Origin of the sequence: Rahnella victoriana, from assembly GCF_021276285.1 — a bacterium.
In the GTDB taxonomy this organism is placed as follows: domain Bacteria; phylum Pseudomonadota; class Gammaproteobacteria; order Enterobacterales; family Enterobacteriaceae; genus Rahnella; species Rahnella victoriana.
The window spans coordinates 79576-100703 of record NZ_CP089919.1; the positions used below are offsets into that span (position 1 = coordinate 79576).

Sequence of the window (21128 nt, forward strand, 5' to 3'; positions counted from 1 at the left end):
CAGGTTTTTCCAATTTTATCATCACGCGACACTTATCTCCCCGCATTCTATTATTTAACAGACCTGCATTTTTTCACCACTGTCAAAAAAACAAACCAGACAGGAAACATCTTTATTGCCGGGTTTTATCACCCGGCAAATTTACCGAAGTTTTAGCAGGCGTTTAACGGGATTAAGGTTCAGTGATTTGGCATGTAAACTTATTTTCAGTGCGACATCTTTATCTCTGAGATAATTACAGGCTATCCCAACACGTTTAGGGGTGCAGGGTAAAAAACCACCGTGCATACAACCAAAGGCTTTAGCGCGAAACGGTGAACCGACAAGCCCCGCGTTGATGACACGACTGACAATATCAGCGCAATTCTTCCCAACGGTACGAAATGATGATCCCCCTGCTTTATGACAAATGTCATGCCAGGCTATTTTCATCGCACTTTCATCCAGGTTTATTAACCCGTAAATCACATCGGGAGCATTACCTTCTGTATGGGCGTCAGAGCGATACGTTGTTGTACTTGTATTTCCCTGACAACTAATTCTTGAAGGATATTTACCAAACATGATTTTTTTATCTTCGGTTTGTGGCCACCAGCTGACATAAGGACTGGTCTCCTGAATATCGCCAATAAACATTGACGCATGCCCTACATTCCCTCCGTCAGGATACCAGATTAAAACCCAGGCATTATAGTGAGTTCCTCTGTTCTCATTCGGGATGCGGGATCTGACCACATTACGCAACGATAAAACATCTTTTAATTCCATTAACTATAATCCGTAGAAATAAAAGAGGTATTTTACATGAGGGAATAAATGAGGAAAAATACAAAATATGGATATAAAGCCTCGATATATTATAAGTTATTATTGATTATTAAATTAATAATAACATCAGAGATAATACATTGATAATAAAGAATAAAAAAGGCTTTATATCATCGGGATTCTAATGATATAAAGCCGCGACAATCCGTTATTTCGCTTTATTTGCTGTCAGCTCAGCAATACGCATAATCACTGACACCGCTTTTTCCATCCCTTCGAGCGTGACGAATTCATGTTTGCCGTGGAAGTTATAACCGCCGGTAAAAATGTTCGGACAAGGTAAACCCCGGAAGGAAAGCTGTGCGCCGTCCGTACCGCCACGGATAGGCTTCATGATCGGCTCAATGTCACAGTCTTTCATCGCCTGCTGCGCCAGCGCGATAATATGCGGATGTTTGGCCACTTTATCGCGCATGTTGTAATAGTGGTCGTCGAGCGTCACTTCGATGTAGCAGTCACGATGCAGCCCTTTGCCGACCACATGGGCGATATCAATGATCTTTTGTTTGCGGGCTTCAAACTGCGCTTTATCGAAGTCGCGGATGATGTAATGCATTTCCGCACGTTCAACGTTGCCCTTGATGGTCGTCAGGTGATAGAAACCTTCGTAACCCTCAGTATGCTCTGGTGTTTCTTCCACCGGCAATTCGTTGTGGAAACGGGTCGCCAGCGACAGGGCATTGACCATCACCCCTTTGGCACTGCCCGGATGCACGTTGTTACCGACAATTTTGATCGTCGCAGAGGCCGCGTTAAAGTTCTCAAACTCCAGTTCCCCCACCCCGCCGCCATCCACGGTATAAGCCCATTCCGCGCCAAAGGCCGGTACATCAAAACTCTGCGCACCCTTACCGATTTCTTCATCTGGCGTGAACGCGATACGCACCGGACCGTGCGGAATATTGCTGTCTTTCAGGCGCACCATCGCGGTAATGATTTCGGCAATGCCGGATTTATCGTCTGACCCCAGCAAGGTTTTGCCGTCTGTGGTGATGATGGTATGGCCGAGGAGCTGATGTAACACCGGGAACATCACCGGAGATAAGATCTCGTCGCCATTCCCCAGCGCGATATCACCGCCGCGATAATTTTCCACAATCTGCGGATTGACATGTTTCGCCGTGAAATCAGGCGCGGTATCCAGATGGGAAATAAAACCGATCACCGGCACCTGCCAGGCGACATTCCCCGGCAAGGTCGCCATCACACAGCCTTTGTCACTGAGCGTTACCTGTGAAAAACCCAGTTCAGTCAGTTCATTACGCAGTGCCTGCGCCAGCTTGAGTTGCCCGTCGGTACTGGGCGTATGTTTAACATTGGGCTTAGATTGGGTATCGAAAGAAACATAATGAAGAAAACGATCAAGCAACTTATTCATTTGGGTATCCTCTGGCGGCTGGGTTTTATTATGCGCAGCATGAAAACCGTGAATATTGCGTCAGGTCATTTTTCACCAAGTTTAACGGGATAACGTTATGGGGCAGGCGCAACTTTTTGGCTTTACAGCGGATGAACAGGAAAAAAAGCCCGGTCTACGACCAGGCTTCATCTTTCTTCGTCAGGAATTTATGCACGAATTCCGGCACCACCTGGCTCGCCAGTCCGTAGTGCTTCATATCAAATTCGCTTTCTACCTGGCTTGGCTCAAGATTCAGTTCCACGGCACAGGCACCGCCGATACGCGCCTCGTGAACAAAACCGGCCGCCGGATAGACATGCCCGGACGTGCCGATGGCGACAAAGAAATCGGCTTTTGCCAGCGCATCGTAAATCTCATCCATGCCAAACGGCATTTCACCAAACCAGACAATGTGCGGACGCAGCGGTGCCGGGAACTGGCAGCAGTGACAGCGGTCATCCACACTCAGGTCGCCCGGCCAGTCCAGCACCTGACCCGATTGTGTACAGCGCACTTTCAGCAATTCGCCGTGCATATGGATCACACGGGAGCTGCCTGCCCGCTCGTGCAGATTATCGATATTCTGCGTGACCAGCAGGAAGTTGTCGCCGAGCGCCTCTTCCAGCGTAGCCAGCGCATAATGCGCGGCGTTAGGTTTAAGATCTTCAGCCTGCAACTGGCGGCGGCGTTCGTTATAAAAACGCTGCACCAGTTCAGGATCACGGCGGTAGCCTTCCGGCGTCGCCACATCCTCAACATGATGTTCTTCCCACAGGCCATCGGCAGCGCGGAAAGTACGGATGCCTGACTCGGCGGAAATCCCTGCGCCGGTCAGCACCACAACAAACGGTTTCTTCAGCGACGCAGCCGCCATCGAATCACGGTGGAAAATATTCGACCGGAACCGCTGATGGCGAATGCGTTTATTTTTGCGAAACCGACACAGACGATGACGTGTGCGCATAACGTGCTCCTTACTCTCTGTGTCTGAATAATACGGTTCTTAAAAAAGGATCACTGGCCGCCACTGAGCACACGGGCAGGATCGATACGGCTTGCACGGCGTGCCGGATACCAGCTTGCCAGCAAACTCAGCACCAGGGCGGTGACCAGCACACCCGCGACATCCAGCCAGTGCACTTCAGAGGGCAGGAAGTCGATAAAATAAATATCGCCGGACAGGAACTGATGTCCGGTGAGTTTTTGCAAGGCGTTGACGATATTTGTCAGCTGGAAAGCGGCAATCACGCCGATCACCACACCGGCCACGCTGCCGACCAGCCCCGCCAGTAAACCGTACCAGATGAAGACCGCGCGGATAAGCCCGTCTTTTGCGCCCAGTGTGCGCAAAATCGCAATATCACTGCTTTTATCTTTTACCGCCATCACCAGCGTCGAGACGATGTTGAAACAGGCCACGCCGATCACCAGCACCATCGCCATATACATGATAGCGCGGACCATCTGGATATCACGGTACATATATCCGTAAGTCCCGATCCAGCTGCTGATATAAACGTAAGCCTGCGTCACTTCACCGGCGTCGTGCACCAGTTTTTGTGCGGCGAAGACATCGTTCACTTTGATATCAATGCCGGTCACGCTGCTGCCCATGTCCTGATATTGCTGGGCATCGGCCAGCGGCACCATGCCAAGGCTGTGATCAAGCTGACCGCTGAGCTGCAAAATCCCGGCAACCTGCAAACGGATACGTTTCGGTTGCAACAGCTTCATTTCCGGATCGCTGTTGGGGATCATCACCGTCACCCAGTCGCCCTGCTTCACGCCTACGGCATCGGCCACGCCTTTGCCGAGGATCAGCTGCTGCTGACCGGCTTTGAAATTCTGCCATGCGTTGTTCTGCACAAATTTCGGTGCGGCACTGACACGCGGTTCGCTCTGCGGATCCACGCCTTTCAGCTGAATGGCACGCAGTTTGGCACCGTGCTCGATCAGGCCATTGAACTGGATGTAAGGCGCTGCCGCGACAATGCCCGGCACTTTTTCCACCCGATCCAGCACACCCTGCCAGTTGTTAAACGGCTGGTTCACCGGACGGATTTCGCCGTGCGGCACCACCGCCAGTACGCGCTCTTTCAGTTCACGCTCGAACCCGTTCATGGCGCTCAGGCCGACGATCAGCACCGCCACGCCCAGCGCGATGCCTAACGTTGAAATCACCGAAATCAGCGACACCATACCGCTGCGACGACGGCCACGGCTGAACCGCAGACCAATCAATAATGAAAACGGAATGCCTGACATTACTTCGCTCCCAGCAACATCGATTCCTGCTGCAGTTTGCCGTCACGCATTTCCAGCTGACGCGTCAGACGGTTCGCCAGATGCAGATCGTGCGTCACCACAAGAAACGCCGTTCCCTGACGCACATTCAGTTCACCAAGCAGTTCGAAAATACTGTCGGCATTGCGCTGATCGAGGTTACCGGTCGGTTCATCGGCCAGCACCAGCGAAGGGTTATTCACCAGCGCACGGGCAATCGCCACACGCTGACGTTCGCCGCCGGAAAGCTCGGATGGACGGTGATTGCTGCGGTGCTGTAAACCGACGGCTTCAAGCATCGCCATCGCCCGCTCCTGCACTTCCGCCGATTTCTTTTTGCCGATCAGCAGTGGCATGGCGACGTTTTCCAGCGCGGTGAAATCCGGCAGCAAATGGTGGAACTGATAGATAAAGCCCAGTTCGCGGTTACGCAATTCTGATTTCGCCGAAGACGACATGGCATTCAGCGACTGGCCTTTGAAAATCACTTCGCCGGATGTCGGGGAATCCAGTCCGCCCAGCAGATGCAGCAAAGTACTTTTGCCGGAACCGGAAGTGCCGACAATCGCCATCATCTCACCCGGCTGCATGGCGAAGCTCACGTCACGCAGCACGTCGGTGTGCATTTTGCCTTCCTGATAAGTCTTACAGAGGTTTTCACACTGCAATAATAAAGAATTACTCATAACGTAAAGCCTCTGCGGGATGGGTGGCAGCAGCGCGCCAGGAAGGATAAAGCGTAGATAATAAGGCAATGGCCATCGCGACCAGCGCAATGACAACGACCTGAACCGATTCGATATCGACCGGCAGCGACGCGCCATCGAGCATCAGCCCGATAGCCGGCATAATGGTATTCAGCTGAGTGGCCAGCACCACGCCGAGCACGGCACCGAGCAATGCGCCAATCACACCGGCACTGGCGCCCTGCACCATAAACAGCGCCATAATCTGGCGGCGGCTCAGGCCCTGCGTTTGCAGGATCGCGACTTCAGCTTGTTTCTCCATCACCAGTAATCCCAGTGACGTAATGATGTTAAACGCGGCAACGGCGACGATCAGGCTCAGCAACAGCCCCATCATGTTTTTCTCCATGCGCACAGCCTGGAACAGCTCACCGCGACGCTCGCGCCAGTCTTTCCAGCTGGTACCGTCCGGCAGTTTTTGCGCACTCAGGCTGTCGACGTCCAGCGGTTTGTCGAGGAACAGGCGCCAGCCGGTCACGTTACCTTTCGGATACAGCATCAGGCGTGAGGCGTCCTGAATGTTCACCAGCATCTGGTAACCATCCACTTCGCTGTTGGCGGAGAAGGTGCCGATCACGTTAAACAGGCGCTGACTCGGGACGCGCCCGACCGGCGTGAACTGGCTGACGCTGGTGACCATCAGACGCAACTGATCACCACGGCGCACTTTTAACTGCTGCGCCAGCTGATCGCCCAGAATGATGTTGTATTTACCGGGTTGAAGTTCCTGCTGGGCAACCCCAATTAAGTATTTCGCCAGCGGATCTTTCTGTTCTGGATCAACCCCGAGCATCACGCCCACCGCGACGCTGCCGGGGCTTTGCAGCACGACATCGCCGGTGGTCAGCGGCACCGCGCGGTTGACACTTTTCAGCGCAGACACCTGATCATGCGTGATTTTCTGTGGATCAAGCGATCCGCCCGGTGTGGTGATTAACGCCTGAGGCATCAGACCGAGAATGTTACCTTCCAGATCTTTCTCAAACCCGTTCATCACGGATAACACGGTGACCAGCGCCATCACCCCGAGAGTGATACCAATGGTGGATAACCAGGAAACAAACCGCCCGAAGCGGTCCGAAGCACGTCCGCGCATGTAGCGCAGACCGATAAATAACGCGACAGGTTGATACATAACATCCGTTTTAAGTGCTTGGCCGCAAATAAGTGCGTGGCGCAGACTAAAGTGATCAAGGATAATAAAGGCTAGCACCGCTTTATGGAACCATTAACCCAAAGTAATCGGTTTAACTTTGTGACGCCGCTGACCCTTTTATACAGACAACGGGTTGACCCCGATTACCCCTGCAAAGCAAGATACGGTCTGCTAATTGGCCTCCGACAGCCGCCAAAACGAGAACTCAAAACAGCCTATGTCTCAAGATTATCGTTATTCGTTGCCTGAACGTCCGGGTGACACCCGCCTGTTAGGCCAGCTCACCGGCTCCGCCTGCGCGCTGGAATGTGCTCAAATCAGTGAACGCCATACCGGTCCGGTTCTGCTGGTTGCGCCTGATATGCAAAATGCCCTGCGCCTGCGCGATGAAATTCAACAGTTTACTGACAACAAAGTCCTGAGTATTTCGGACTGGGAAACGCTGCCGTACGACAGTTTTTCGCCGCATCAGGAAATCATTTCATCCCGTCTGTCCAGTTTGTATCAGCTTCCTACGATGGAACGCGGCATTATCATTCTGCCGGTGAATACGCTGATGCAGCGCGTCTGCCCGCATGAGTTCCTGCACGGCCACGCGCTGGTAATGAAAAAAGGCCAGCAACTGTCGCGCGATAAACTGCGTGCACAGCTGGAACAGGCCGGTTACCGCAGCGTCGATCAGGTGATGGAGCACGGTGAGTTTGCCACCCGTGGCGCCCTGCTCGATTTGTACCCGATGGGCAGCGAAGAACCTTACCGCATTGATTTCTTTGATGATGAAATCGACAGCCTGCGCATTTTTGATGTGGATACCCAGCGCACGCTGACCGAAGTGGATCACATCAATCTGCTGCCCGCCCATGAATTCCCGACCGACAAAAATGCCATTGAGCTGTTTCGCAGCCAGTGGCGCGAAAAGTTTGAAGTGCGCCGCGACGCCGAACACGTTTATCAGCAGGTCAGCAAAGGCACCTTCCCGGCCGGTATCGAATACTGGCAACCGCTGTTTTTCAGTCAGCCGCTGACCACGCTGTTCAGTTATCTGCCGGAGAATACGCTGGTGCTGAACACCGGCGATCTGGAAGCCGCCGCCGAGCGTTTCTGGCAGGATGCCTGCCAGCGTTATGAAAGCCGCCGCGTCGATCCGATGCGTCCGCTGCTTGAGCCGGAAAACCTGTGGCTGCGGGTCGATTCACTGTACAGCGAGCTGAAAGCCTGGCCGCGCGTGCAACTGCGCACCGATTCGCTGCCGAAGAAAGCCGCGAACACCAATCTGAGCTACGAAAAGCTGCCGGACCTCTCCGTTCAGCCGCAGAACAAAACGCCGATGGATAACCTGCGCCGCTTCAATGAAGCTTTTACAGGCAGTCTGGTGTTCTCGGTAGAAAGTGAAGGCCGACGCGAAACACTTCAGGATTTGCTGGCCCGCATCAAGCTGATGCCGACGCTGATTACCCGCATTGAAGAAGCCGACACCGCCGGTCGTTACATCATGATTGGCGCGTGCGAACGCGGTTTTCTCGATGCGGATAAACAACTGGCGCTGATCTGCGAAAGCGATCTGCTGGGTGAGCGCGTGGCGCGCCGCCGTCAGGACAGCCGCCGCTCGATTAATACCGATACGCTGATCCGCAATCTGGCGGAACTGCGTCCCGGCCAGCCGGTGGTGCATGTCGAACACGGCGTCGGCCGTTATCTCGGGCTGACCACGCTGGAAACCGGCGGCATCACCGCCGAATACCTGATCCTGACTTACGCCGGTGAAGACAAACTGTACGTGCCGGTCTCGTCGCTGCATCTGATCAGCCGCTATGCCGGTGGCGCAGACGAAAGCGCGCCGCTGCATAAACTCGGCGGTGAAGCCTGGTCGAAAGCGCGGCAGAAAGCCGCCGAGAAAGTCCGTGATGTGGCCGCCGAACTGCTGGATATTTACGCCCAGCGCGAAGCCAAAAGCGGTTTCGCCTTCAAACACGATAAAGAACAGTATCAGCTGTTCTGTCAGGCTTTCCCGTTTGAAACCACACCGGATCAGTCACAGGCCATTAATGCCGTGCTGACCGACATGACGCAACCGCTGGCGATGGACCGTCTGGTGTGTGGCGACGTCGGTTTCGGGAAAACCGAAGTGGCGATGCGCGCGGCTTTCCTCGCCGTGTCCAACAACAAGCAGGTTGCCGTGCTGGTCCCGACCACCTTACTGGCGCAACAGCACTTTGATAACTTCCGTGACCGCTTCGCCAGCTGGCCGGTGCGCATCGAAATGATGTCGCGTTTCCGCAGTGCCAAAGAGCAAAACGCCGTGCTGGAAGACGCGGTGGAAGGCAAAGTCGATATTATTATCGGTACGCACAAACTGCTGCAAAGCGACCTGCGATGGAAAGATCTCGGCTTGCTGATTGTCGATGAAGAGCACCGTTTCGGCGTACGTCACAAAGAACGTATTAAGGCAATGCGCGCCGATGTCGACATTCTGACCCTGACCGCGACGCCGATCCCGCGTACGCTGAACATGGCGATGAGCGGCATGCGCGACCTGTCGATTATCGCCACCCCGCCCGCGCGCCGTATGGCGGTCAAAACCTTTGTGCGCGAGTACGACAGCCTGGTGGTGCGCGAGGCGATCCTGCGTGAAATTCTGCGCGGCGGGCAGGTTTATTATCTTTATAACGATGTCGAGAATATCGAGAAAGCCTCGCAGCGGCTGGCGGAACTGGTACCGGAAGCGCGCATCGCTATCGGTCACGGCCAGATGCGTGAACGCGACCTCGAGCGGGTGATGAACGATTTCCACCATCAGCGTTTCAACGTGCTGGTGTGTACCACCATCATCGAAACCGGTATCGATATCCCGACGGCGAATACCATCATTATCGAGCGGGCCGATCACTTTGGTCTGGCGCAGTTGCATCAGTTGCGTGGCCGCGTCGGGCGTTCGCACCATCAGGCGTATGCCTATCTGCTGACACCGCCGCCGAAGGCCATGTCTGCCGATGCCCACAAGCGTCTGGAAGCCATCGCCTCACTGGAAGATCTGGGTGCCGGTTTTGCGCTGGCGACGCACGATCTGGAAATCCGTGGCGCGGGTGAACTGCTCGGTGAAGGCCAGAGCGGCCAGATGACCAGCATCGGTTTCTCGCTGTATATGGAACTGCTGGAAAACGCCGTCGAAGCCCTGAAGGAAGGCCGCGAACCGTCGCTGGAAGACTTAACCACCAGCCAGACGGAAGTCGAAATGCGCATGCCTGCCCTGTTGCCGGAAGATTTCATTCCTGACGTGAATACGCGCTTGTCGTTGTATAAGCGTATCGCCAGTGCGAAAACCGAAGGCGAACTGGATGAACTGCGCGTCGAGCTGATTGACCGTTTCGGCACCCTGCCGGACGGTGCGCGTAATCTGTTGCAGATTGCCGTGCTGCGCCTGAAAGCTAAAGATCTGGGCATCAAACGCATTGAAGGTAACGAGCGCGGCGGATTCATTGAGTTTGGCGATAAGAATCGCGTCGATCCGGGCTTCCTGATTGGTCTGTTGCAAAAACAGCCGCAGGTCTACCGTCTCGATGGCCCGGCTAAACTGAAGTTTATGCTGGATCTGACTGACCGCCCGAAGCGCCTGAAATTCGTCGGCGATATGCTGAGTGAGTTTACTGAGCATCTGATCTGAGACTGACGACGGAAGAAAAGAAAAAGCCCGGTGAATGCCTCGTTCACCGGGCTTTTTTACAGGTTCATTTCGCTATCCGCTAAGGTTTTCGCAAGGCTTTCACCTGATCGGGGGTGATATTCCCCGGCAGACCGCCAAAGGTCACGCGCAGATAATTCACCATGTCCGCGATTTGCGCATCGTTCAGACGGTCAGCAAAACCCGGCATCGGCTGCATACTTTCACCGTTGGGGAATTCCTGCGCCGGTAAGCCATCGAGCACCGAAACAATCAGGTTGCGGCCATCCGGCTGGCGCAATGTGGCGTTATTTTGCATCGCCACCGCCACATGCGGTTTACCCGCGCCGTCCGCCATATGGCAACCGGAACACTGATCGAGATAGGTGATCCGTCCGGCGTCATTCCCGCCCTGTCGGGTTTCCACCGCCACTGCCGCTGGCGGTTTATCGCCCAGCAGATAGGTGACTATCGCACGATGATCTGCGTCGGTCAGATGACGGGTACTGAGATCGATAACCTTGTGCATTTCATCAAAAGCCGAACCTTGCGGCGCAAAACCGGTGGCGAGGAAACGGCTCAGATCCGCCGGGTTCCAGCCACGCTGCGCCAGCGCCTGCGGCGTGATATCCGGCGCGGTGATACGCCCGAGGGTGCCGCCTTGCAGATTGTTATCCGTATCCATCTGACCCAGTTTGCCGCGCGGCGTATGGCATTCGCCACAGTGGCCGAGCACGTCCGTCAGATATTTCCCGCGCTGCCAGTCAGCCGAATTACCCGGCGAGCTGGCAGGCATCGGATCGGATGTGCGGAACAGCAAATTCCAGCCGATCATCGCCATACGCTGATTGAACGGGAAAGGCATTTCGTTCTCCGGCACCGGCTGTTCCACCGCCGGACGGGTCATCAGAAACGCATACATGTCGTCTGAATCCTGACGGCTCACGCCTTTGTACGAGGTGTAAGGCATTGCCGGATACAGATGACGTCCGCCCGGCGCCACACCCTGCGTCAGCGCCAGATAGAAATCATCTGACGTCCAGCGGCCAATCCCCTGCTCCGCCGACGGCGTCAGGTTGCTGCCAAAGATTTTGCCGAACGGCGTCTCCAGCGGATAACCGCCTGCCAGCGGTGCGCCGCCGGACGCGGTATGGCACGCCGCGCAGTCAGACGCCTGTACCAGATAGCGGCCACGTTCAATCTGTGCGGTATCCGCCGTGACTTTTTGCAGCGGGCCATCCGGCGTGCGGTTTTCCCGCCACCACAGCACGGCAATCACGATGATAATCACCGCCAGCAGCGCGAGGAAAAGACGTTTTTTCATCACACAGGCTCCCGGATCAGGCCAGGGGTTTTCAGCACCACGTCACGCACCGCTTCGTAATAGCGCACATAACCGGTACAGCGGCAGATGTGATTTTCCAGCGCGCCGTTAATCGCGCCTTCCAGTTCTGACAGCGCCACCGGATGTTTTGCCAGACGTTCCAGCAACAGGGTCGCGGCGTTCACAAAGCCCGGCGTGCAGTAACCGCACTGAAAACTGTAATGCTCCATGAAAGCCTTCTGAACCGGCGACAGCGTGACTTCCCCTTTGTCATCGGTTTTCGCGTGGCCTTCGACGGTACGCACTTTTTTGCCGTTGAAGTAATGTGCGCCGGTGATGCAGGTGCGGACTTCTTCGCTGGTGCCGCTGTCATGGTCGACAATGGCGACACAGGCGTGGCAGATGCCCTGCCCGCAGCCGAGACGGCAACCGGTCAGCGCAACATATTCGTGCAGGAAGTCGATCATCATCAGGCCTTCAGGAACTTCCAGCGGGCCGTATTGTTGATGGTTAATGGTCAGCGTTAAAGGCTGCGTTTTGATGCTCATTGTAAAACCTCACGAATATTTTCAGCACGGACAGGCAAATCACGGAAACGATGGCCGGTGGCATGGGCGATGGCGTTAACCAGCGCGGCGACCACCGGGATCATCACCACCTCGGCCATGCCTTTCGGCGGATCGGTTTCCGACAGCGCGGGCAGGATATCGCTGGTCTGTTTCCAGACCGCCACATCGCTGGCACGCGGCAAATGGTAACGGTTAAAATTCCACGTTCCGTTGCCCGGTCCGTCTTCGTACAGCGGCAAATACTCGTGTAATGCGTGGCCGATACCCATCGCCAGCCCGCCCTGCAACTGGCCGGATACCAGCTCCGGCACAATCAGATTGCCGCACTCCATCACCGAATGATGGGTCAGCAGTTCGACCTTGCCGGTGGCGATCTCCACCGCGATTTCGGCCAGTGTGCCCACCGCGCTGTAATAGGTCACAGACGCGTTGTTGCGCTGCGTCGGCGGGTAATACACTGCGTCGCGCGCCAGCGTGCGGAATTCGCCCGCGCCGTTGCGCACCGCCATGCCATCCACCGGAATACGCTGACGCACATCGTTCAGGGTGAAATCCGCTTCCGCCCATTGCCAGCGGTTGAAAACATGCACCGCCGCACCGGTTATGCCGTTCATCTCGTAGGCTTTTTTCGCCAGCGTTTCGAGGCTGAGAATTTGCATGCCGTTAGCCGTCAGACCCCCTTCCACCCAGCGCGCATCTTCCTTGCGCACGACATAAGGCGCAGCCTGTCCGCCGCCGATGCCGGTTTGCCAGATAGCCATCGCCGCCGGCCAGATGCCGTTGTCGAAGATCAGGCGTGCCGCCTCGCGGGTACTGTGCGAGAAGTAATAAGCCGAGTTACTGGCGCTGGACGGCGAACAGTAAGACGGCGACCAGCGCGGATTGGTTTGCAGTTTATCCTGCTCTTCCTGCGACATAATGTACGGGTCGCCGCTGGTTTCCACCGGCAGTACCGACCAGTCTGTCACCGAGAAATGCGCCTGTTCGGCCGGTTTCCCCAGCCATTCAGCGCACAGAACGGACTGCGACGTCGACATCCCCGTGCCCATTTCCGCGCCACTGTGCCACAGGCTGATTTCGCCTTTTTCACTGAGTTCCACGCGGGCGAAAGAGGTTTCCGCGCCGGTGCCGAAATCTTTCTGCACGCAACCAAAACCGACGCCATAACGCTTGCCGGGATGCTGGCTTTCGTACTCTGCCTTACGCGTCTCGCGCTCGGTCCATAACGGATGAACCGCGGATTTTTCCAGCACTTCATCGGCACGGATTGCCCCCGCCGGAATGGCACCCTGCGTATTTTTCATGCCGGATTTCAGCACGTTGCGTAAACGAAACGCGATCGGATCCAGCTTCAGTTCGGCGGCCAGCTCATCCATCATCATTTCAGTGGCGGCCATACTTTGCAGCGTACCGTAGCCGCGTGCGGAACCCGCATCGAGCGCGCGCGAGGCCAGACCGACGGCAGATAAATCACTTTTCGGGAAGTAGTAAATCGACTGTGCCGCTGTTGCGCCAACCATCACCACCGACGGCGTGAAGTTGCTGCGCCCGCCGCCGTCTGCGGTCATTGCCGCATGGAATGACTGCAACATGCCGGTTTCACGGTTCACGGCAATGTCGTAATTCATATCAAACGCATGGCGTTTGAGCGCTGACTGGAACTGTTCAAAGCGGTCGTTAGCCAGACGCACCGGCGTGCCGTCACCGTACATCGCCGCGACGGCACCGTAATACGGGAAGTTGTAGTGATCTTTCGAGCCGTAACCGACGGTGTAGCACGGATGCATAATCAGCGTTTTCACCGTGCGGTGCGATTTTGCCATCATACGCGGCATCTCATCCGCCACTTCCTGCGGCGACTGGGTCGGCACCACCATATGCAGGGTTTGCGTCGCCGCATCGTACCAGCCGTTCGCGTTATCCGGTTCGAGGGCCGAGGTATCCACCGACTGCGTGGTGAATTTACGCGACATCACCAGCCAGTCCTGCGGCGGCGATTTCAGCTCCTCCGCCATTTCACCGGCGTAGAACATGCCCTGCTCATCCAGCTTGCCGCCTTCGCGCCCTTCCGGCCACACCGGCAGGTGCTTGCGCATCCCGACCGGGAATACCGGCATGTCTTTCAGGCTGGAGAACGTATCCTCTTCGAAAGCGGTTTCGCCGCCGACACGCACAAAACGGAACGTGCCCCACGGATCCCGTTCCAGCGGGCCGGTTTTCTCACCGTAGCGCACCACGTTGTCTTTAAATTTGAGGGCATTTTTGGCGAAACGGAACCGGGCGAAATCCTGATACACCAGAATCGCCACCGCCTGCCCCAGATAGGACGGGGTTTTGCCTTCCGGCAGCAGCATGTCTTCGCCATAAAAGGCGGGAAACGCCAGTCCGTCGCGGGCCAGCACATCGGCGGTGACCAGCTGATCGGGCTGTAAATCGTCGCCGAGCAGGGAGAGGTCTAACCCGGTATACACTTTATCGGCTTCGGTCACGCGGATGATAAAGGCGTGCGCCTGTTTTTGCGGCCAGTGCGGCATGTCCTGAGCGCGGATATCACGGGCAAACACTTTTTGCCCCATGACTTTCGCTTTGCCATCAATACGGAAACGGACGCGTTTGTTTTGCGCATCCCATTGGGGAGATTGCAGAATTTTTTCTTCGAACAGCGCGGCATAAGCACGGCTGTGCAACGGCGCGAGATAAACGGAGACACCAGCGATCACAGCGCCTTTCACAAAGCGCCGCCTGGACGGGTTGAAATTGCTCATAAATTCCTTTGCTTCTTATTGTCTTTCTTATAATTCGGTAATTTCATGACCGTTAAAATCCTGAAAATACCGTTTAACGCGGTGGATTATAGGTGTACGGCTTTCTGCAAGTCATGATGAATCACACATTTTTAATATTTCATTCACAATTTTGCGCAAATTAATGCGATAATTATTTCTGTTGCGCAAACAATGAACAAAAGGGATTGACGCCAGATGAGACAGATTTCATTGCCACTCACGGGGCATAAAAGCGATGCCCGGCCGGAAAAAACCGGGGCAGGCATCTGAATCCGCCGTCGCAGGAAACAGCATAAAATCCTGTCATCACCGCGCACCCGCTGGTTCCCCACTCTCCCGCTTATTTCGTACGGAAATCTGCATGCAGCATCTTGATAATCAGGTTATTTCTCAGGCCGCCGGATGGCTGGCCCATCAGCCGGTATGGTTGTGTACCGTGCTGGCGACCTACGGTTCTTCCCCGCGTGCGCCGGGCGCACTGATGGCGGCGACCCGTGACGGGCACTTTTGTGGCTCGCTTTCAGGTGGCTGTGTCGAAGAGGATTTTTTACAGCGCCTTGCGGCTGGCGATTATCTGCAGGCCAGTCAGGTGGTGCGCTACGGCGAAGGCGGGCTGACGCCGAATATTGCCTTGCCCTGCGGCGGCGCTCTGGATGTTCTGATCGAATACCTGCCCGCGACCACGAGCAGTGTGGATTATCTGCAAAAGATGGGCATGGCGCTGGCGGGACATTACGCGCTCAGTAAAACACTGACGCTGCCTGCCGCCTGTGATCATCTGGCCCTGACGGATTATCAGCACGGCACGCAGGTGATACACGACGGCAACACGGTGACGCTGCATCTGGCGGCCGCACCGCGTCTGCTGATTGCCGGGTTATCCGCCGTCGCGCTGTATTGCGCGGAGTTTGCCAGCGCACTGGGGTTTGAGGTGGTGGTGTGCGAATGTCGCGATGACGTGCTGGAGAATTTTCTCCCCGCACTTAAAACGGATATCCGGCTGGAAAAGCAGTTCCCGGCAAAGTATCTCGAGCGGCAGGGCTGTCATGCCAATACCGCGATTGTGGCACTGACCCACGATCCGCGAATGGATGACCTGACGCTGATGGAAGCCGTGAATACTCCGGCGTTTTATATCGGCGCGATGGGGTCTCAGCGCAACAGCGCCCGCCGCCGTGAGCGGCTGCAAAGTATTGCGGATTTCTCCCATGAGGATGTTGCCCGTGTGCACGCACCGGTTGGCTTAGCCATCGGCAGCAAAACCCCCGCTGAGATTGCCCTGGCCGTCATGGCTGACATCGTGAAGCATAAAAACGGCATAAAAAAAGCCTGAGGTTTGCGCCTCAGGCTCGTTGCAGTCTGCGTTACCCTGACATCAGGTCCGGGTAAGTTGCAGCTGTCCGCTTTTATCCAGCGGGATCTGGGTACCCGGATCGTGGTCCATGCGCACTTTCCCTTGCTGATCGCCTATTTTATAGGTCACATCATAACCCAGCGTTTTTTCATCCTTGTCGTACACGGTTTTACAGCGTTGCTGCTGCGTGGTGTACGTGTCGTTTTCCTGCATGCTGCTTTGCACGCGGTTACCTGCATAACCGCCCCCGAGCGCACCGGCTACCGTCGCGACATCACGTCCGCGGCCGCCACCAAACTGGTGACCCAGCACCCCCCCGGCGACGGCACCCAGTACCGAACCGGCAATCTGATGCTCATCCTGGACAGGGCGTCGGTGAGTGACGGTCACGTTGCGACATTCCTGACGCGGGGTTTTGGTGGTTTCTTTGATTGGCGTCGCGCTGACAACCTGCGCGTACTGCGGGCCAGATGAAAAGACATTCATGCTTGCAACGCCAGCAATGCCCAACGCCGCAGCCACTCCGATACCGACCCCAGCTAACATTGACTTGTTCACAGGACTTCCTCCGAAAATGTTACCACGCAATGGCTCCGTTACCGGCAGCCTCTCAGCGGACAACTTCACATCTGAGATCCGGCGTGCGTGAATCGCCGTCTGTGACAATCTGTTCTTGTAAACGTAATGTTAAGTGTGCACAGCAAAACGTAAGCAAACAATAAGACGAACTCTGTAAGTGGGATAAATGACGGTGCTGCCGGGTGTTTCGGAGGATTCTTAGCTGACAATGACACAATGGCGGAATGTTATGCTGTTTGCAGGGTTACCGGGGCTATAAAGAAAAAAGCCTGTCATAAACAGGCTCTTAGGTATGAAACGATTCAGCTGGCGTTGAAAAAAAACGCCAGTGAACAGGGATCAGTGCAGTTTCAGACGCGGACGGATCACGCGGTTGATGCCGCCGACCAGCATCATCAGACCGGTTTTGATGTAACCGTGCAATGCAATCTGGTGCATACGGTACAGCGAGATGTAAACCAGTCGCGCCAGACGCCCTTCCACCATCATGGAACCGCGCATCAGGTTGCCCATCAGGCTGCCGACCGTACTGAAGCGCGACAGGGAAACCAGCGAGCCGTGGTCTTTATACACGTAAGGTTTCAGGCTCTGGCCTTTGCGTTGCGCCATGATATTGGCGAAGCAGCGTGACGCCATCTGGTGCGCAGACTGGGCGCGTGGCGGCACAAAACCACCGGCCGGTTGCGGACAGGACGCACAGTCACCGATGGCGTAGATGTTCGGGTCGCGCGTGGTTTGCAGCGTCGGTTCAACCACCAGCTGATTGATACGGTTGGTTTCCAGACCGGCGATCTCTTTCATGAAGTCAGGAGCTTTAATCCCCGCCGCCCAGACCATCAGGTCTGCATCAATGAATTCACCGGATTTGGTGTTCAGGCCATTTTTATCGGCGCTGGTCACCATGGTTTGCGTCAGAACCCGCACGCCCAGTTTGGTCAGTTCATTGTGCGCCGCCGCAGAAATTCGCGGAGGCAAGGCAGGCAGAATGCGCTCACCGGCTTCCACCAGCGTGACGTTCAGCGCTTCACTGTCCAGCCCTTCAAAGCCGTAACTGTGCAACTGTTTCACCGCATTGTGCAGCTCGGCAGACAGTTCAACCCCGGTCGCCCCGCCGCCGACAATGGCGATGTTCACTTTCTTCTGCTTGTCTTCACTTGCAGAGAATTTGAGGAACAGGTTCAGCATTTCGTTATGGAAACGGTGCGCCTGATGCGGGTTATCCAGGAAGATGCAGTGATCTTTCACGCCCGGCGTACCGAAATCGTTAGAGGTACTGCCCAGCGCCATCACCAGTGTGTCGTACGCGATATCACGCACCGGCACCAGCAATTCACCGTTTTCATCGCAAATTTCCGCGAGTTTAATGGTCTGGCTGTCGCGGTCGATGTCGGTCAGTGAACCGATCTGGAAGGTAAAACCGTGGTTGCGGGCATGAGCCAGATAGCTCAGCGCATCCACGCCGTCATCCAGGCTGCCTGTGGCCACTTCGTGTAACAGCGGTTTCCAGAGATGGCTGTGGTTACGGTCGACCAGAATGATCTCCGCTTTTTTCTTACGGCCGAGTTTATGGCCCAGGCTGGTCGCCAGTTCCAGACCGCCGGCGCCACCGCCGATAATCACAATTTTCTTCATTGGTGATGTCAAAATGACCCCTCAAATGTGAACCAATTGTTATATAAGAGTAAAAATATTATCCTTATATTACATAGGGTTGCTTAAGTTAAATCGGTATCTGAGACGGAGGATATCACGCGTGGTGATTTGGTCATACCAAAATTGATATAGGTCAATTTAAATTCAATTGGATAATTTGAGTTACGGAAATGGCACGCATTTTGACATTTTTAAATCAGCGGGTTAGAGGCACATCTGGCGGAAAAACGATTTCGAAGACGGGAATGACATCGTTAAAAAAACCACTGCCCGGAGACAGTGGTTTTGAGTAATTCAGAAACGACTTGTTAAATCAGGCGAAGTTTTTGAACGCCTTAATGCGTTGCAGATGCGTCGAGATATCCCTGAATTTATGGGTCTGATGCTCGTCCCATTCAACCGGATAGTAGTGATGCAACTTCTCAGCGGTTTGACTGCTGTCGAGCACGCCATCTTCACGGGATAAAATCACCAGACAACGGTCACGGTTTTTCTCGCGGAAATCACTGATGCACTTGGTGGCGATATCTTCATATTCTTCCGGACGGTCGATTTTGCCCGCCATATTATCCTGCGGCGACAGGTTCGGGTTGAACATCACCTGACGGATCCCGCACAGAAAACCAATGCGTTCAGCCCAGAAACCGCCCAGCCCGACGCCGCAAATCAGCGCATTTTTATCGGTCGTTTCGTGCAGTACTTTATCGACTTCTTTCAGCAAATGTTGCATGTCATGACGCGGATGCAGCGTGCTGTAACTGATGAAGCGCACGTCCGGATCAATGAACTGGAGCTGCAACACTTTCTCGTGGTTACCGGGACTGGTTGAATCGAAGCCATGCAAATAGATAATCATCGTTTACCTCATCCTGAATGTGCGTTGAACCCTTCACGCGGTCGGAAAAACGTTACAGGGCAGCCTGTTTGTGTTCCTGCCAGCGGGCGTCGAGAGCGGTAAGATCGCGGTTTGCCTGCTTCCAGCGATCCGAATTTCGCAGATCCTGACGGGCCTGTTTCCCGCTGTACAATCCGCGATGATACAAGTGTGCAACACGTTCAGCGTTGACCGGGGACAGGTTATCCAGCACGCTCACCGCACCTTTGCGGTTATTACACGCCAGGATCATGTCACAACCGGCATCAAGCGACGCCTGCGCGCGCTCAGGATAAGTGCCCATGATGGCCGCACCTTCCATCGAGATATCGTCAGAGAAAATCACGCCGTCAAACTTCAGTTCCTTGCGCAGAATGTCCTGCAACCAGTATGGCGAACCACTGGCCGGACGCGGATCGGCCTGCGTATAAATCACGTGCGCGGGCATCACGGCATCCAGCAATTTACGCGCGTTAAGCTGGCGGAAGATGGCCATGTCGTGCTCACGGATCTCCGCCAGCGGGCGGTCGTCACGCGGTGTTTCTTTATGCGAGTCCGCGCTGACCGCGCCGTGTCCCGGGAAATGTTTGCCGGTGGTTTTCATGCCAGCGGAATGCATACCGAGAATATATTGCTCTGCCATGTCCAGCGCTTTCGCCGGCTCAGCATGGAACGAGCGTTCACCGATAGCGGCGCTGATATGCCCGATATCCAGTACCGGCGCAAAGCTGATGTCGATATCCATCGCAATCATTTCCGAAGCCATCAGCCAGCCACTTTCCTGCGCCAGCCGTGCGGCCTCATGGGGCGCATTGAGGGCGGCAAAAGATTGCGCCGCAGGCAAACGGGTAAAACCTTCGCGGAAACGCTGTACGCGCCCGCCTTCCTGATCCACCGCCAGCACCAGCCTGTCGTGTGACGCGGCGCGGATCTGGCGGATCAGTTCATGTAACTGATCAACATCATGATAATTACGGGTGAATAAAATCAGCCCGCCCACCAGCGGGTGCTGCAAAATTTCACGTTCTTCGGCATCCAGCGCGTAGCCAGCGACATCCAGCATTACAGGTCCCAACAAAATGGACACTCCTTTTTATTTTCAGACGATTATCACGGTCGCAACGGGTGCGCCCATTCACGGTATTTATGATCGCCGGTCTGCTGCCAGCGCACTTCAAACCACATCAGCATCAGGTAATCGATCCAGGGGATCCAGCGCTTTATCTGCTGCTGTAAACGCAAGATATCCTGATACCCTCCCGCGTCCACATACTGCTGAATGAAGACGTTTTGCTGCTGCACATCCCAGCCATTGCCCCGGATCAGTGCCGCCAGTTCCAGCGCAACATCCGCATTCGCCGCGTATTCCCAGTCAATCAGCCGCAAGCCGTCCGGCGTATCCAGTACATTTCCGGCGTGGATATCCATATGCACCAGCGCCAGTTTCAGCGGCGCAGGCGGCGTCTGCGACATCATGTTACGGTGCAAGCGCAACCAGCGTGGCGTCAGCCTGCGACGGTCAATATGCTGCCAGTAACGGGCAAACTGCTGCGGTAAATCCAGCCGGTAGCCGGACAGCGGCAACCTGTGCAGTGCGACCAGCCGCTGGCTTAATGCCTGCTGAGCCGCAGCGTCTGCAAACGCCGCAGGGGTCAGCGGCGTGCCGTCGAGCCAGTCCACCAGTAACCAGGGCGGAGAGTAAAGTCTGACACAAGGACCTAACGGATGCCGCGCGATATGCCGCAAAATTGCCGCTTCACGACGACGGTCAGCGCCTGAAACCTGCCGCTGCACAGACTGATGGCGCGCCAGCAGGGTGCCAGCGGATGAACTGATTTTCCAGCTTTCCCCCGTCAGCCCGGCAACCGGCGTTAAACGAAAACCGGCGGTTTTCACCGCCGGATAATGCTGCTCAATCA

The 21128-nt window shown here is 55.4% G+C and carries 16 protein-coding genes; 2 read left to right on the forward strand and 14 right to left on the reverse strand.

Annotated elements, in window-relative coordinates; all coding sequences use genetic code 11:
- Positions 1-141: 141 nt before the first annotated feature.
- From J9880_RS00465 to lolC, 6 genes are all read right to left on the reverse strand, one after another.
- On the reverse strand, positions 142-768 hold the full coding sequence (locus J9880_RS00465; RefSeq protein WP_133822633.1) for a hypothetical protein: 627 nt from the start codon (positions 766-768) through the stop codon (positions 142-144).
- Positions 769-976: 208 nt separating this feature from the next.
- Positions 977-2206 carry a peptidase T gene (gene pepT, locus J9880_RS00470; RefSeq protein WP_131692559.1) on the reverse strand — a complete coding sequence of 410 codons (1230 nt, stop codon included), beginning with the start codon at positions 2204-2206 and terminating at the stop codon, positions 977-979.
- A 154-nt stretch (positions 2207-2360) separates the two neighbouring features.
- Positions 2361-3191, reverse strand: coding sequence for a Sir2 family NAD+-dependent deacetylase (cobB, locus tag J9880_RS00475; protein WP_119826453.1), 831 nt, complete (start codon positions 3189-3191; stop codon positions 2361-2363).
- 50 nt (positions 3192-3241) lie between these two features.
- Positions 3242-4492, reverse strand: a complete 1251-nt coding sequence (lolE, locus tag J9880_RS00480) for a lipoprotein-releasing ABC transporter permease subunit LolE (RefSeq protein ID WP_037037364.1) — start codon at positions 4490-4492, stop codon at positions 3242-3244.
- Positions 4492-5196 carry a lipoprotein-releasing ABC transporter ATP-binding protein LolD gene (gene lolD, locus J9880_RS00485; protein WP_095921360.1) on the reverse strand — a complete coding sequence of 235 codons (705 nt, stop codon included), beginning with the start codon at positions 5194-5196 and terminating at the stop codon, positions 4492-4494. Before lolD ends, lolE begins: the two co-directional genes overlap by 1 nt.
- Positions 5189-6391: a lipoprotein-releasing ABC transporter permease subunit LolC gene (gene lolC, locus J9880_RS00490; protein ID WP_232769946.1), complete on the reverse strand. Its 1203-nt coding sequence runs from the start codon at positions 6389-6391 to the stop codon at positions 5189-5191. The genes lolD and lolC overlap by 8 nt, the downstream gene beginning before the upstream one ends.
- Before the next feature lie 238 nt (positions 6392-6629).
- Between lolC and mfd the strand changes: the two genes are divergently transcribed.
- Positions 6630-10073: a transcription-repair coupling factor gene (gene mfd / locus J9880_RS00495; protein WP_131692562.1), complete on the forward strand. Its 3444-nt coding sequence runs from the start codon at positions 6630-6632 to the stop codon at positions 10071-10073.
- Positions 10074-10152: 79 nt separating this feature from the next.
- On the opposite strand, the gene J9880_RS00500 is transcribed toward mfd, so the two are convergent.
- Genes J9880_RS00500 through J9880_RS00510 form a run of 3 tightly spaced genes read right to left on the reverse strand, consistent with a single transcriptional unit; the run spans position 10153 to position 14728 of the window.
- On the reverse strand, positions 10153-11394 hold the full coding sequence (locus J9880_RS00500) for a cytochrome c (RefSeq protein ID WP_232769947.1): 1242 nt from the start codon (positions 11392-11394) through the stop codon (positions 10153-10155).
- Complete coding sequence (locus tag J9880_RS00505) at positions 11394-11942, reverse strand: (2Fe-2S)-binding protein (protein ID WP_232769948.1); 549 nt, start codon at positions 11940-11942, stop codon at positions 11394-11396. Before J9880_RS00505 ends, J9880_RS00500 begins: the two co-directional genes overlap by 1 nt.
- Positions 11939-14728 carry a xanthine dehydrogenase family protein molybdopterin-binding subunit gene (locus tag J9880_RS00510; RefSeq protein WP_232769949.1) on the reverse strand — a complete coding sequence of 930 codons (2790 nt, stop codon included), beginning with the start codon at positions 14726-14728 and terminating at the stop codon, positions 11939-11941. The genes J9880_RS00505 and J9880_RS00510 overlap by 4 nt, the downstream gene beginning before the upstream one ends.
- Before the next feature lie 382 nt (positions 14729-15110).
- On the opposite strand from J9880_RS00510, the gene J9880_RS00515 reads away from it, so the two are divergent.
- On the forward strand, positions 15111-16082 hold the full coding sequence (locus J9880_RS00515) for an XdhC family protein (protein WP_119826465.1): 972 nt from the start codon (positions 15111-15113) through the stop codon (positions 16080-16082).
- A 42-nt stretch (positions 16083-16124) separates the two neighbouring features.
- On the opposite strand, the gene J9880_RS00520 is transcribed toward J9880_RS00515, so the two are convergent.
- The 5 genes from J9880_RS00520 to J9880_RS00540 form a co-directional block, all read right to left on the reverse strand.
- Positions 16125-16661: a glycine zipper 2TM domain-containing protein gene (locus tag J9880_RS00520; RefSeq protein WP_095921353.1), complete on the reverse strand. Its 537-nt coding sequence runs from the start codon at positions 16659-16661 to the stop codon at positions 16125-16127.
- Between the two features lie 360 nt (positions 16662-17021).
- Positions 17022-18326, reverse strand: a complete 1305-nt coding sequence (locus J9880_RS00525; RefSeq protein WP_095921352.1) for an NAD(P)/FAD-dependent oxidoreductase — start codon at positions 18324-18326, stop codon at positions 17022-17024.
- A 322-nt stretch (positions 18327-18648) separates the two neighbouring features.
- A complete protein-coding gene (gene ycfP, locus J9880_RS00530; RefSeq protein WP_232769950.1) occupies positions 18649-19191 on the reverse strand; it encodes an alpha/beta hydrolase YcfP in 543 nt (180 codons plus the stop codon).
- A gap of 52 nt (positions 19192-19243) precedes the next feature.
- A complete protein-coding gene (gene nagZ / locus J9880_RS00535) occupies positions 19244-20272 on the reverse strand; it encodes a beta-N-acetylhexosaminidase (RefSeq protein ID WP_119826470.1) in 1029 nt (342 codons plus the stop codon).
- Positions 20273-20319: 47 nt separating this feature from the next.
- Positions 20320-21126 (reverse strand): phosphotransferase, encoded by an 807-nt coding sequence (locus J9880_RS00540; protein WP_232770503.1) that lies wholly within the window; start codon positions 21124-21126, stop codon positions 20320-20322.
- Between the last annotated feature and the right edge of the window lie 2 nt (positions 21127-21128).